The organism is Devosia sp. (assembly GCF_025809055.1).
GTDB lineage: Bacteria > Pseudomonadota > Alphaproteobacteria > Rhizobiales > Devosiaceae > Devosia.
Map to the genome: position 1 here is coordinate 193,834 of NZ_CP075529.1, position 12,384 is coordinate 206,217.

13 protein-coding genes are annotated in these 12,384 nt (G+C 62.3%); 7 read left to right on the forward strand and 6 right to left on the reverse strand.

The window, feature by feature from the left end; all coding sequences use genetic code 11:
• The first annotated feature begins 14 nt into the window (after window positions 1-14).
• Complete coding sequence (locus KIT02_RS00940; RefSeq protein ID WP_297581059.1) at window positions 15-1,097, forward strand: hypothetical protein; 1,083 nt, start codon at window positions 15-17, stop codon at window positions 1,095-1,097.
• 1 nt (window position 1,098) lies between these two features.
• Window positions 1,099-1,749 carry a hypothetical protein gene (locus tag KIT02_RS00945; protein WP_297581061.1) on the forward strand — a complete coding sequence of 217 codons (651 nt, stop codon included), beginning with the start codon at window positions 1,099-1,101 and terminating at the stop codon, window positions 1,747-1,749.
• Between the two features lie 55 nt (window positions 1,750-1,804).
• Here the strand turns inward: KIT02_RS00945 and KIT02_RS00950 are convergent, their stop codons facing one another.
• On the reverse strand, window positions 1,805-2,281 hold the full coding sequence (locus KIT02_RS00950) for a hypothetical protein (RefSeq protein WP_297581063.1): 477 nt from the start codon (window positions 2,279-2,281) through the stop codon (window positions 1,805-1,807).
• The gene (locus tag KIT02_RS00955; RefSeq protein ID WP_297581065.1) at window positions 2,274-2,588 is read right to left on the reverse strand and encodes an SH3 domain-containing protein; all 315 of its coding nucleotides are present in this window, start codon (window positions 2,586-2,588) and stop codon (window positions 2,274-2,276) included. The genes KIT02_RS00950 and KIT02_RS00955 overlap by 8 nt, the downstream gene beginning before the upstream one ends.
• 181 nt (window positions 2,589-2,769) lie before the next feature.
• Here KIT02_RS00955 and KIT02_RS00960 point away from each other — a divergent pair, with 181 nt between their 5' ends.
• Complete coding sequence (locus KIT02_RS00960; RefSeq protein ID WP_297581067.1) at window positions 2,770-3,246, forward strand: hypothetical protein; 477 nt, start codon at window positions 2,770-2,772, stop codon at window positions 3,244-3,246.
• Window positions 3,247-3,370: 124 nt separating this feature from the next.
• Here KIT02_RS00960 and KIT02_RS00965 read toward each other — a convergent pair whose 3' ends face one another.
• Window positions 3,371-5,341: a M10 family metallopeptidase gene (locus KIT02_RS00965; RefSeq protein WP_297581069.1), complete on the reverse strand. Its 1,971-nt coding sequence runs from the start codon at window positions 5,339-5,341 to the stop codon at window positions 3,371-3,373.
• A 170-nt stretch (window positions 5,342-5,511) separates the two neighbouring features.
• Here KIT02_RS00965 and KIT02_RS00970 point away from each other — a divergent pair, with 170 nt between their 5' ends.
• Window positions 5,512-5,715, forward strand: coding sequence for a hypothetical protein (locus tag KIT02_RS00970; RefSeq protein ID WP_297581071.1), 204 nt, complete (start codon window positions 5,512-5,514; stop codon window positions 5,713-5,715).
• Between the two features lie 6 nt (window positions 5,716-5,721).
• On the opposite strand, the gene KIT02_RS00975 is transcribed toward KIT02_RS00970, so the two are convergent.
• On the reverse strand, window positions 5,722-6,384 hold the full coding sequence (locus tag KIT02_RS00975) for an epoxyqueuosine reductase QueH (protein WP_297581073.1): 663 nt from the start codon (window positions 6,382-6,384) through the stop codon (window positions 5,722-5,724).
• A gap of 53 nt (window positions 6,385-6,437) precedes the next feature.
• Window positions 6,438-7,586 carry an acyltransferase gene (locus tag KIT02_RS00980; protein ID WP_297581075.1) on the reverse strand — a complete coding sequence of 383 codons (1,149 nt, stop codon included), beginning with the start codon at window positions 7,584-7,586 and terminating at the stop codon, window positions 6,438-6,440.
• Window positions 7,587-7,745: 159 nt separating this feature from the next.
• On the opposite strand from KIT02_RS00980, the gene KIT02_RS00985 reads away from it, so the two are divergent.
• The 3 genes from KIT02_RS00985 (at window position 7,746) to KIT02_RS00995 (ending at window position 11,435) form a co-directional block, all read left to right on the forward strand.
• A complete protein-coding gene (locus tag KIT02_RS00985) occupies window positions 7,746-8,516 on the forward strand; it encodes a tetratricopeptide repeat protein (RefSeq protein WP_297581077.1) in 771 nt (256 codons plus the stop codon).
• Between the two features lie 24 nt (window positions 8,517-8,540).
• A complete protein-coding gene (gene der / locus KIT02_RS00990) occupies window positions 8,541-9,989 on the forward strand; it encodes a ribosome biogenesis GTPase Der (RefSeq protein ID WP_297581079.1) in 1,449 nt (482 codons plus the stop codon).
• A gap of 174 nt (window positions 9,990-10,163) precedes the next feature.
• The gene (locus KIT02_RS00995) at window positions 10,164-11,435 is read left to right on the forward strand and encodes a hemolysin family protein (protein ID WP_297585420.1); all 1,272 of its coding nucleotides are present in this window, start codon (window positions 10,164-10,166) and stop codon (window positions 11,433-11,435) included.
• 360 nt (window positions 11,436-11,795) lie between these two features.
• Here KIT02_RS00995 and KIT02_RS01000 read toward each other — a convergent pair whose 3' ends face one another.
• Window positions 11,796-12,383, reverse strand: a complete 588-nt coding sequence (locus tag KIT02_RS01000) for a GNAT family N-acetyltransferase (RefSeq protein ID WP_297581081.1) — start codon at window positions 12,381-12,383, stop codon at window positions 11,796-11,798.
• Window position 12,384 lies beyond the last annotated feature (1 nt).

A 12,384-nucleotide genomic window follows, 5' to 3' on the forward strand; every position in this document is an offset into this window, starting at 1 on the left:
GAGCACTCCGATCAATGCACCAGTCTATCACCCGCGCGCTCGAGGAAACCATGCATATGCAGGAGGTCGACTGCGCGCGCATGGCTCAGAATGATGGCCACCGCAATCACCGCAGGATTTCCACCATGGTCATCACAAATCGTCTGGGGTGCCTCTGCGCCCTCCTTGCCGGTACGGCCCTCACGACGCCCCTGTTGGCGCAGGAAGGGCTCGACGCCGCCGCCAGTGCCTATGTCTCGGAAAAGGCCTATGAACCCATGGCTCTCGAACACATCGAGGGTGCCCTCCAGGATCTGCTGGGCGGTGACATGGACGCCATGATCCCTGCCGATCGGGATATCTCGCCCATAGAAAAGGCCATGCTGCTGATCGACACTCAGGAAGAACCTCTGACCCGGGTCCGCTACGTGCTGCGCTATCACTGGCAGACCTTTGAAAATGTGGAGGCCTCCTTCGTCGACGTTCAGCGCTTCAACCTCGGGCCGGTGACGCGCCTCGAGGCCATCGAGGCCTATGGCGAAGAAAACGTCGCTGACCCTGAAATTTTCGGGATTGGCCCCAATGTCGGCTGGCGCTTCGTCACCGTACCCAGTGCCAAGTCGGCCTCTGTGCTGCTGGCAGCAGGGCGGCGCGAGATCGCGGACGACGTCGCGGCAGCCACCAGTTGCCTTGCCAGAACATGCCTGTCGACCGAAACCGTCGACGGCCTTGCCGAATGGCAGCAATGGGAAGAGTGGCCGGAGGCGGTTCTGCCCGTCGCCTATCCCGCCGCGATCAATGTCGACGGCGAAGAGGTGTCTCCGGCCTATCTGGCTCTGGAACTGGGCGTCGCAGCGCGGCTTGCGACCGTCGATGACAGCGGCATCACCTGGGACATGCCTCGCCCGATGGGCCCTGAAACCAGCGAGCCCAGCCTGATCATCATCATCGACCGCAATCTCGGGCAGGAAATCATGTCCGACGGAATCCTGGGCATAGCGCCCCTCGACAAGAAGGACGACATGGATTGGACCCGCATTTCCGGTGGTGTCTATGCCGGCACATTCCGTCAACAGGAGACCCGCGCCACCGGACCACTCTGGCCGGAGGACAACTGATATGCGCCGTCCCATCCTATCCCTGCTCGTGGGTCTGCTGGTCGCGAGCCCTGTGCTCGCACAATCGTCCGCTGACCCGCGCATGACAGTCGGGCACCTCTCCGGCAATTTCACGCTTCATTATTACGGTCAGCTCGATAGCGGCACACCCTGTCCGCCCGCACCCAATTTGCTCAAATACGGCATCGAGCAGAATGGCCGGGTGACCTATGTCCATAATGCCGGACTTGACCCAGCGACCGATCCCCACCTGGCACCCGCCTTTACTCGAGGTTCATTCTGTCACCTGGAGTTTTCCGGGGAGGTGATCATCCGCACCCATCACGGCAGTCAGGCGACCATCCTGCCGGCGTCGGTGGGTACCGTCGACGCCACCACCCGCCCGCCGGATTATTCCGGCCCGTTTCAGGTCGAATTTGCGCCCATCATGTGCCAGATCCCACCCTGTCCCCCCGGCAAATATGAGATCGACACTGGGGCAGGGGACATCGTGCGCGTCGACGCCCTGGTCGTCGTCGACCCCACGGGGCTGACCCGGCGCTACCAGGACAGCTTCCCTGATTTCGGTGGCACCGTGCGCGGCGCATTATGGCTGGCTTCTGGCGGCCGTGAGGCCTTCATCCGCCTTGACGACGCCGGCAACGGGAACTGAGAGCAAGAAAAAACCGGCCGGAAACTCCGGCCGGTTCGAGGGGATTTGGAAGCGGCTATTGCCGGTGCATTTCAAAGTCCATGGTCGAGAACGTATCCTCGTCCACCTTGACATAGCTGCTGGTCGAGCTGCCGGACACCGAAAAGCCTTCGCCCTCCTGCACCGTTTCCATGGTGACGCTGCAGGCCTCGATCGCGCTGGGATCAATATCCTCGGGCAGGGGCCCATCGACTTCCGGGTCATAGACTTCCAGTTCGGTGGTCCAGGTGCCCGTGGCCACCTGCTCGGTCCAGTCATCGTCGCCCGATTTGTAGCGGTTGACCGTCTCGAATGTGCCGTCGTCGTTGAACGTGTAGCGATTGTCCAGTTCGACGCTCTGGCCGAAGCCGGAGAATTCGCCCTGGCCCACCCATTCTCCAACCATGAAGCTCGTGCAGTCGAGCGGCGCCGGCGCGGCGTCCTGGGCCATTGCCGGGACGCATAGCGATGCCAGGGCGGCAGTCGCCAAGAGGAAGCTGTTGAGCTTAGCCATGGATCGTCCCCCGGAACACGATATAGGCATCGGTCATGAAGCCTGTCGGGCCGCCGTCCTGCTGCTGGATGACGCACCAGCCCCGCGAACAACTCTTGACGATGAAGAACTCCCCCCGGCCGATCGTGTCGATCTGCGGGAAAAAGCTTCCGGGCCCGGCCCGGAGTTTGACGGTGATCCCGCCCGCAGTCGCCCCGAGCTGGGGATACTGGCGGACCACGGTCAGTGACGCTGATGCCGGGATGGCCCATAGCGGAAATGTGGCCAGACCGAACAGTGCGGCGGCCCTGAGGCAAGTTTTGAACATCTGGCACTCCTTTGGCGTGCATTGCGATGAATGCAGGCTAGACCGCCGCCACGGGCCTTTCGTCCTTCAAGTGAAGGAGTGGAAACGTGCGGGAGGAGCTTTGATCCTTCACTTGAAGGACGCGGGACGCGGCGGGGAGGAGCAGCATGGACCCATCGAACGACAATCGGAGGTGTTCCAAATGAAACTACGTCAAACCATGCTGCTTGTTGTGGCCCTGGCCGGATTGGGTGCTGGCGCCGTCCAGGCGCAGCAGATCATGCTGCCCGGCCAGATGAGCCGCGATTTCGTCATCAAGCCCATCCCCGGCACCATGCCCATGAGCATGCGCAACAAGGGCTGTACCTTTTACGAGCACGCCAATGGTGGCGGCGAAAGCTGGAAGAAAAATGTCGGCTGGCTCGCCCAGCGCTACGACAACCAGGACAGTTATGCCGAGTATGTCACCACGGTCGGCGAGTGGTGGGACAACCGCATTTCCTCGCTGAAATGCGACGACAGTGCGGCCGTGCGCTGCTCGATCGGCGTCTATCGCGACCCCAACAAAGGCGGCGGCGAAGCCATCTTCTGGGGCTCCCAAGGCATGGTGAACCTGGCTTCCTACGGCTGGGACGACACCATCTCGAGCTACATGATCTTCTGCAACCTGATGAAGTGAGTTGCGCCTGGCAATCCTTCCGTCCGCGCCTCGGCGACGGCACCGCTGTTGCCAGCCCAAAAACGAAAATGGCCGCCTCTCGGAGGCGGCCATTCATCGTTGACGGTTCGAACGAGCTCTGCGGCTAGAGCAGAAAGTCCGCAGCGCTCAGCAGGTTCTTGTCGAAGTCCTTGAGGACAATGACATCGGTTGCCGAGAGGCGGATTTCAACGTCGTCGCCGACCTGGAAGGCCTTGGCGAGCACGCTGCTCAGGCTGGAGAAATTGTACGACCGCAGGTTGATATCATCGATATTGTTCTCAAAGTCGGTGATGGTGTCGCGGCCATAGCCCTTCTTGAAATAGAAGTCGTCGGCGCCGGCCCCGCCGGTCAGGGTGTCGTTGCCCTTGCCACCGGAAATGCTGTTGGCCCCGCTGTCGCCGATGAGGCGATCGGCATAGCTTGTGCCGCTAAGGTTCTCGATCGAGAAATATGTGTCGCCCTTGGCATTGTTGGTATTGATCGACGGGTCGGCAAGGCTGGCAACGACACCCTTCGAACTGCCGCCATAGGCAGCCGTGTCACGGCCCGAGCCGCCGTCGAGTCGATCCCCGCTGGAGCCACCATACAACCAATCATTGCCCGACCCGCCGAAGAGCCGGTCGGAACCGCTATTGCCGTACAGGCGATCATCGCCGTTTCCGCCGCTCAGACTATCGTTTCCGCCGTTGCCATAGAGGCGGTCATTGCCGCTCTGACCCCAGATCAGGTTGCGGATATTATCGCCATAAAGCCGGTCTCCATAGGAGGTGCCGCTCAGGTTCTCGATGGAATTGTAGGTATCGCCCGCCGCATTGTTGGTGTTGATCGAACGATTGATCAGGCTGGCGACCACTCCTCGGGAACTGCCGCCATAAGCGGCGGTGTCGGAGCCGGAACCGCCGATCAGCGCATCGGCACCCGATCCGCCATACAACCAGTCATTGCCCGAGCCGCCATCAAGCGTGTCGTTGCCGCTATTGCCGTAGAGCTTGTCATTGCCGGCAAGGCCGCTGAGGTCATCGGCACCGCCATTGCCATAGAGCTTGTTGGCGACCTGGTTGCCGGTAATGGAGTCATCGCCGCTGCCGCCCTTGGCGTTTTCGATCAGGGACCTGAGATCACCTTCGAACAACAGGGCGTTGAAAATATTACCGCGCGCGAACCCGCCGTTCGGACCGCCGCCGAGATAAGCCAACTGGGCAGCGCCGAACTTCGAGAAGCCGCCCGCATTGAGGTCAAGGCTAAGATCGCTGCTATAGGCGGTGAGGTCATAGGTGTCGTTGCCGCCGCCATCCCAGATGGTCGCGAAAATCCGGTTGCCGCCGGCGTCGATCCCAACCTTGCCGTTGACCAGTGTGTCACCGCTTCCCGGGTTCCACTTGTAGACGGTATTTCCGGCATTGGTGCTGTAGTCCGCGCCATACATGGCTTGCAGGGCGGCAATGTCCAGCATCATAAAGGTCTGGGCGAAGCCGTACTGTTCGTTGACATAGCCCGAACCGTCCGACGCACCGATATAGGACCGGTAACTCATGACGGAAAATTCCATCGAGTTCTTGTCAAAAGACAGGTTCGGAAAATCGCCACTGACTTCGTGAGTATGCTTCAGACCCAGCGCGTGCCCGATCTCATGGATCATGGTCAACCAGGCATAATCCCCGGCCTGCGGCTTGGTATAGTCGTAGTTTCGCCCGAACCAGACGTCGCCGCCCCTTTCGAGGGTGCTTGGATAATAGGCGTGCGCCGTTCCGGAATCGTCCGTTTGGGCGAACCGGAGGTTGGACGTGTTTGCAGAGCCTTCCGAAACGCCTAGACCTGTGAAGCCTTCCACCGAAAAGCCATCGTTGGCGGCGGTGCCAAACGACTTGTCGAGCGCAAACCGCGCGGCAGCTTCCATCTCCGGTGTGAAGATGCCGAAATTGTCATCCGGCTCGCCCGTATAGTCATAACTAACGCTCGACAGCGGGAACGCATAGGTGATGCTGCCGTCCCAGGCGCGCCCGGAAAGGATGCCGTCGATATCGGCATTGCCGGTCGGAGTCATGGTCTTGGTCGTCTTGCCAATGCCAGTCATATATGGATGTCCCCATCGCTGTTTTGCGTCGCCCTACGGCGCGCATGCCCGCCCGCTATTCTGGGATATTTCGCCCTTGACCATAAAATTGGTACAATTCGGTAGTATTGGCAAACAGAAAATCGCCACGACAAGTCTAAAGACGAAGATGTGATCGCCGGAGAGTAATCATGGAACGGAAGCCTCAAACCTCGTCGAATGACGTTCGCGGCGGTGTCGTTCCGCCTGCGCGTGATCCGGATGTCGCGGTGACCGAAGAATACGCGCACTTCAAGGCGCTTGGAACGCGCGAAGCCCTCGAACTCTTCATCCAGCGACACCCGAAACACAGGCTTGCCGAGCAGGCCCGCCAGGATTTGAAGCTTCTGGACTGACCCCGCCTACTGCTCGGCGCCGTCCTTGCCATAATAGTTCTGCCCCAGAACGATCCGCTCGCGACCGGTCGCCACGCGGTGTTCGTTGGTGTCGCGCAGGGAATAGACGCAGCCGCAATATTCCTGCTGGTAGAACTCTTCGCGCTTGGAGATTTCGATCATGCGGGCCGAGCCGCCGCCCTTGCGCCAGTTGTAGTCCCAATAGCTGAGGCCCTCATAGGGCGACGCCGCGCGGTGACCGCAATCGTTGATCTGCGCCATGTTCTTCCAGCGCGAAATCCCCAGCGACGAGGTCATCACCGGAAAATCGTGCTCGTGGGCATAAAGCGCGGTGCGCTCGAAGCGCATGTCAAAGCACATCGTGCAGCGGATGCCGCGCTCGGGCTCGTGTTCCATGCCTTTGGCCCGGGCAAACCAGTTGTCGCGATCATAGTCGGCATCGACGAAGGGCACGCCGTGCTTTTCCGCAAACCGGATGTTCTCGTCCTTGCGCAGCAGATATTCGCGCTTGGGGTGAATATTGGGATTGTAGAAGAAGATCGTGTACTCGACCCCCGAAGCCAGCATCGCCTCCATCACCTCGCCGGAGCAGGGCGCGCAACAGGAATGCAGCAGCACTTTCTTGTGGCCGTCGGGGGGCAGCAGTTCTGGGCGTTCGAAATCACTCATGAGGCGCTGACTAGCAGGTTTGGCGAGCCGATTCCAGCGTCGCGCACCGGGGGCTATTCGGCCGGTCGTGCCATGGGCGCCACGCGCAGCCCGGAAAGCGGCCGGATGGAGCGGCCCACCCAGTCGAGGCCAGCCACCGCCAGGCGTTCGACCGGCTTGCGGAAGCGCCATTCGAACAGGCTGGCAAAGACCAGTGCGATGAGAAATGTCGACACGAGGACCAGGACCAGCGTGACCCCGGCGGGCAGATAGAGGTTGAGCGTCGCCAGCATGCTCATGCCGATATTTTCGTGGATGAGATACCAGGAGAAGCTGAGTAGGCCGATGTGCGATACCGACCAGGTCACCCCGGCAATACTGGGCACCGACCAGCCGCGCACGAACCGCACGAACAAGAGCGCCAGGCCGAGATAGACCAGCGCGCAGACGCTGGCGGTGATCCAGCCATCATGCAGTTCGAACGAATAGGCCTCGATCCAGACAACCACGGTGGAGACCGCCACATTTGCCGCCAGCAGGCGGCCCGCACCGGCAGTTCCCGATTCATATTGGCGGCCGAGGATACCGACCGCGAAGAAGCTGAGATAGGGCGCGATGGCCAGAAATTTCAGCATGGATTGCGGTGTGATGGCACCGGCACCCGAGATCAGCGTCGAGAAGGCCCAGATCGGCGCCATGATCAGCGCCAGCCAGGCGAAAAACAGCGTGAAGCGGCGCTTGTCGTGGATGAAGCCGGCGAGAATGGCGACGAGCACGTAGAATTTGACCTCGACGGCAATCGACCAGAATGCCCCGTCCACCCACTCGCCGATTTCCCCGATGAACAACAGGTTGAGGATCACGTCGAACGGCCCCGGCGCGACCTCGTGGAAATTGGCCTCGGGCACGGACGGGACGTAAAACACCATGCCGAACACGAAAAGCGCCAAAACGGCCGCAGCAAAGGCCGGATAGATACGCGAGAAGCGCCGCGCCAGATAGATGCCAACGGTTTCTGACCGCTCCAGCGTCATGAAGATGCAGTAGCCCGAGATGATGAAAAAGAAATAGACCCCGACCCAACCGAAGAACAGGGGCAGGGGGGCGCCTTCGGTGATGTTGAGGGCATAATCCGGCAAGCGCGCGGTAAAATGAAACAACACGACCAGGAGGATGGCCGTGCCTCGAAAGAAGTCGATGGTCTGGTCGCGCTGGCCGCTCATTCGGGCACCCCGGTCAAGTGAGCCAATCTACCGCGTATCCGGGCGTTCGCGGCATCCGGAGTGCTCCCAAGGTTAATGCGGCGCTGCCGCTGCGCGCGGTTTGCATTCCGGGGGGCGCATGATAAAGCTGCCGCGATTTCAAACCGTTTCGGACCGCTCATGTCGCAGGACAATCTATTTCGCGAGATCGATGAAGAGCTTCGCTCAGACCGGATGCGTGCGCTCTGGCGGCGTTTCGCGCCCTTCGTCATCGGTGGCGCCATCGCCATTGTTGCCCTGGTCGCGGTCAATGAAGGCTGGGCCTGGTACACCAACAGCCAGTCCGCGCAATCGTCCGAAAAGCTCTACGCTGCCCTCGATACGGCCGAAAGCGGGGACCTCGCTGGCGCGACGGCTGCGCTCGATACCGTCGTTGCCGAAGGGTCCGGTGGCTATCCGGTTCTCGCTGAGTTCCGCAAGGCCGGCCTTCTGGCCGAGCAGGGCGACAGTGCCGGTGCCGTCGCGGCCTATGATGCGCTGGCCAATACGCAGTCCAATCAGCGCCTGCGCGAACTGGCGCTTGTGCTGGCCGCGAGCCTGCTTGTCGACAACGGCACCCTGGCCGATGTCGAGGCGCGCGTCGGCACGCTTGCCACCCAGGACAGCGCCATGCGCCGCGTGGCGAACGAACTGATCGGCCTCGCCCAATACAAGGCAGGCGACTTTGCCGCTGCCCAGGCCAGTTTCGAAACCGTGCTCAATGATCCGCTGACGCAGAACGCGGCGCGCAACCGCATGGCTTACTACGTCGCTCAGTTGACCTCCTCCGGAGCTGTTGCGGCGCCGGAAACCGAGGCCTCGGCAGACGCAGAGGCGGAAGCCGCCAGCCCCGAGCTGGAAGCAGCCCCGGCCGAAACGCCGGCCGCCGACGCTCCGGCCGCAGAACAGTAGGCGCATCAGCGCCGGGAACACACCATGACGGTTACGCTTGCCATTGTCGGTCGCCCCAATGTCGGCAAGTCGACCCTGTTCAACCGGCTGGTCGGCCGCAAGATCGCTCTCGTGGACGATACGCCGGGCGTTACCCGCGATCGCCGCGAGGCCGAGGGCCGCATTGCCGATCTGACCTTTCGGGTGCTCGATACGGCTGGCTACGAGGACGTCAAGGACGGCAGCCTCGAAGACCGGATGCGCCAGCAGACCGAGCTAGCCATTCGCGAAGCCGACATTATCCTATTCATGATCGACGCCCGCGCCGGGGTTGTGCCCCTCGATCAGCGCTTTGCCCAGGTTCTGCGCAAGGCCGGCAAGCAGGTGCACCTGGTTGGCAACAAGGCCGAGAGCTCTTCGGCCGAAGCGGGTCTGGTGGAAGCCTTCAAGCTCGGCTTTGGCGAGCCTATTCCCTTGTCCGCCGAGCATGGCCTGGGCCTGTCCGAGCTCTACTCCATCGTCTCGGCCGCAATCGACAGGGCCGAAGAGCAGAAGGCAGAGGCCGAAGCGTCGGGCGCCGACGATCTCGATATCCTGCCCCAGGTGGATGTCGACATCACCCCGGACATGCTTGAAGGAGAGGGCGACGAGGCCACCCTGCGCTGGAACCCCCGGCGCTATCTCAATGTCGCCATTGTCGGCCGTCCCAATGCCGGCAAGTCGACCCTGGTCAACCGCATGGTGGGTGAAGATCGCGTTCTGGTCGGTCCGGAAGCCGGTATCACGCGCGACAGCATCCTCGTCCCCTGGGAGTGGGAGGGGCGCACCATCAACCTGGTCGATACCGCAGGTATCCGCCGCCGTTCCCGCGTGACCGAGAAGCTGGAAAAGCTGGCGGTCAGCGACAGCCTGCGCTCCATTCAATATGCCGAAGTCGTGGTGCTGCTGCTCGATGCCACCATCCCCTTCGAAAAGCAGGATCTTGCCCTGGCCGATCTCGTCGAGCGCGAGGGCAGGGCCATGGTCATCGCCCTGAACAAGTGGGATCTGATCGAGGACAAGAACCGGGCCCTGTCGGAACTGCGCGAGGCCTGTGAGCGTCTGCTGCCGCAATTGCGCGGCGTGCCGCTGGTGACCCTTTCCGGCCTCACCGGACGCAATATTGACCGGCTGATGGACGCCATCTTTGCCATTGAGCGCAGCTGGAATTCCCATGTGTCCACCGCGCGCCTCAATCGCTGGCTCGCCGGCATGACGGAGAGCCATCCGCCTCCGGCCGTGTCCGGCCGCCGCCTCAAGATGCGCTATATGACGCAGGCCAAGACTCGCCCGCCCAGCTTCATCGTCTTCGCCTCGCGTCCGGATGCCGTTCCCGCCTCCTATCAGCGCTATCTGGTCAATGGCCTGCGTGAAGCCTTCGATATTGCCGGCACGCCGATCCGGCTTTGGATTCGCGGCGGCAAGAACCCGTACGCCGACAAGAAGAAGTCTTAGGCCGCACGACGTCTGCCGTTGATGGGCGGTCTGGGAGAAGCAGGGCGGCTTGCCGCAGGCCAATCGCCCGGCGGCCCCTTCACATCACCGCGCCATCCCCTATAGTGCGCCCGTCGTAGCACCCCGCCATTGGTCGCGGCGTGTCAATATTGCACTTTGTTGCTTACAGAAATCATCATCGTCGTCGTTCTGATCCTCGTGAACGGCGCCCTGGCCATGTCCGAACTGGCCGTCGTTTCATCCCGTCCCGCCCGCCTCAAAGTCATGGCCGATTCCGGCAATCAAGGTGCGGCAACCGCCATCCGCCTGGCGGAAGATCCGGGCAAATTCCTTTCCTCCGTACAGATCGGCATCACCCTGGTCGGCATCCTGTCCGGTGCCTTCTCCGGCGCAACGCTGGGCCTGCGGCTCAGCGAGGGCCTGCGGGCCGCTGGCGTGCCCAGCAATATCGCTGATGTCGGCGGCGTTGGCGTCGTCGTCGTGCTCATCACCTATTGCTCGCTGATCCTGGGCGAACTCGTCCCCAAGCAGATCGCCCTGCGTAATCCTGAGGGCGTTGCGTCGCGCGTGGCCATGCCCATGTCCATCCTGGCGCGGATCGGCACGCCCGTCGTCTGGCTGCTCGATATTTCGGGCAAGGCGGTGCTGCGCCTTCTGGGTCAGAGCGGGCAATCGGAGGAATCGGTGACCGAAGAAGAGGTCCGCACCATCATCGCCGAGGCGACGACGGCCGGTATCCTTGAGACCGAGGAGCATTCGATGATTTCGGGCGTAATGCGCCTGGCCGACCGCTCGGCCCGGGGCATCATGACGCCCCGGCTCGATGTCGTGGCCATCGACGTGACCGACTCCTACGACGACAATCTCAAGATCATCCTCGAAAGCCGCCATTCCCGCGTGCTCGTGCAGGATGGTGACGCCGATTCCATTCTCGGCGTGCTCGAACTGTCCGACCTGCTGCCGTCCCTCGCCGGCGGCGCGCAGCCCGATCTGCGCAAGCTGGTAAAATCCATTCCCGTGGTCATGGAACACGCCGAGGCGCTCGACGTTGTGGAAACCATCCGCAAGTCCGATTCCCAATTGGCGCTTGTGGTGGACGAGTACGGGCACTTCGAGGGCATCGTCACCTTCGGCGACGTGCTTGAGGTCATTACCGGCGTCTATAATGGCGATCCCGGTGACGAACCCGCCCTCGTCCATCGTCAGGACGGCTCATGGCTGGTCGCCGGGTGGATGCCCGTCGACGACTTCAGCGAGCGCTTCAAGGTCGCCGTGCCCAAGGATGCCCGCTACGAGACCCTGGCAGGCTATGTCCTGGCCCAGCTCAATCATCTGCCCGCGGTCGGGGAGACGTTTGACCGCGACGGCTGGCGGTTCGAAGTGATCGATCTCGATGGCCACCGCATCGACAAGATCCTGCTCGCCCCGCTGGTCGTACCAAGCTGACGATCCCCGTCCCGTCGCCCCCCCTGCAGCTACCAAGCCACCGGCTCCATCGCCCCCTCGCCCCTTAGGGGAGAGGGTAGCGATGCCGGAAGCGTAGCGACCTGGCAAAGCTGGGGTGAGGGGTGAAGGCCCCTCGCTTGTGGCAACAGGCCCATTCTTGTTCCGCTGTGCAATCCGGATCAGGTTCGGTTTCACCAATCACGTGAACCACCGGCTCCATCGCCCCCTCGCCCCTACGGGGAGAGGGTAGCGACGCCGGAAGCGCAGCGACCTGGCAAAGCTGGGGTGAGGGGTGAAAACCCCTTTGCTGCCGCGACATGGCGCACTCATTCGACGCGTCCCGCCAAACAGGCTCCAGGATCAGAGACGCATCCCGAACCACACCGCGCCGTCCTCGCGCAACCGCTCGAACGACTTGCCCCAGAAGGCGATGCCTCCGGCATTGCTGCGGCTGGCCCCGAGGTGAATGCCGCTCACCCCCGCGTTTCTTGCCTGGTCGACCCACATGTCGAGCAGGCGCGATCCCACCCGCTGCCCGCGCAGGCGCGGCAGCAGGTTCATATGGATATGGGCTGGATAGTCGGCGACGATGTCTGCGGGGTTCTTGTGCGGCCGCATAATCGTGGCAATCCGGTTCCGGTCGGCTTCGGTCATGCCGTGGGCATCCGCATAGCGCGTCCGCAATTCTGGCCACCACTCGGCCTCGAGCCGCGCCACGAAAGCATCGGTATCGTGCGTGCCCACGAGATAGCCGGCCACGCCCTGCTCGTCCTCGGCGACAAGTGCATTGCCGGGCTCCAGCACGCCATAGGGCGCCGCATAGACATGGCCCACAAGCTGCGGGTCATTGTGCAGCGGGGTAGCGTCGGCGCCGGCATCCCCGGTTTGCACGCAGATGCGGTAGAGCGCATCGAGGTCGCTTGGCTGATACCGGCGCAGCACGACCATG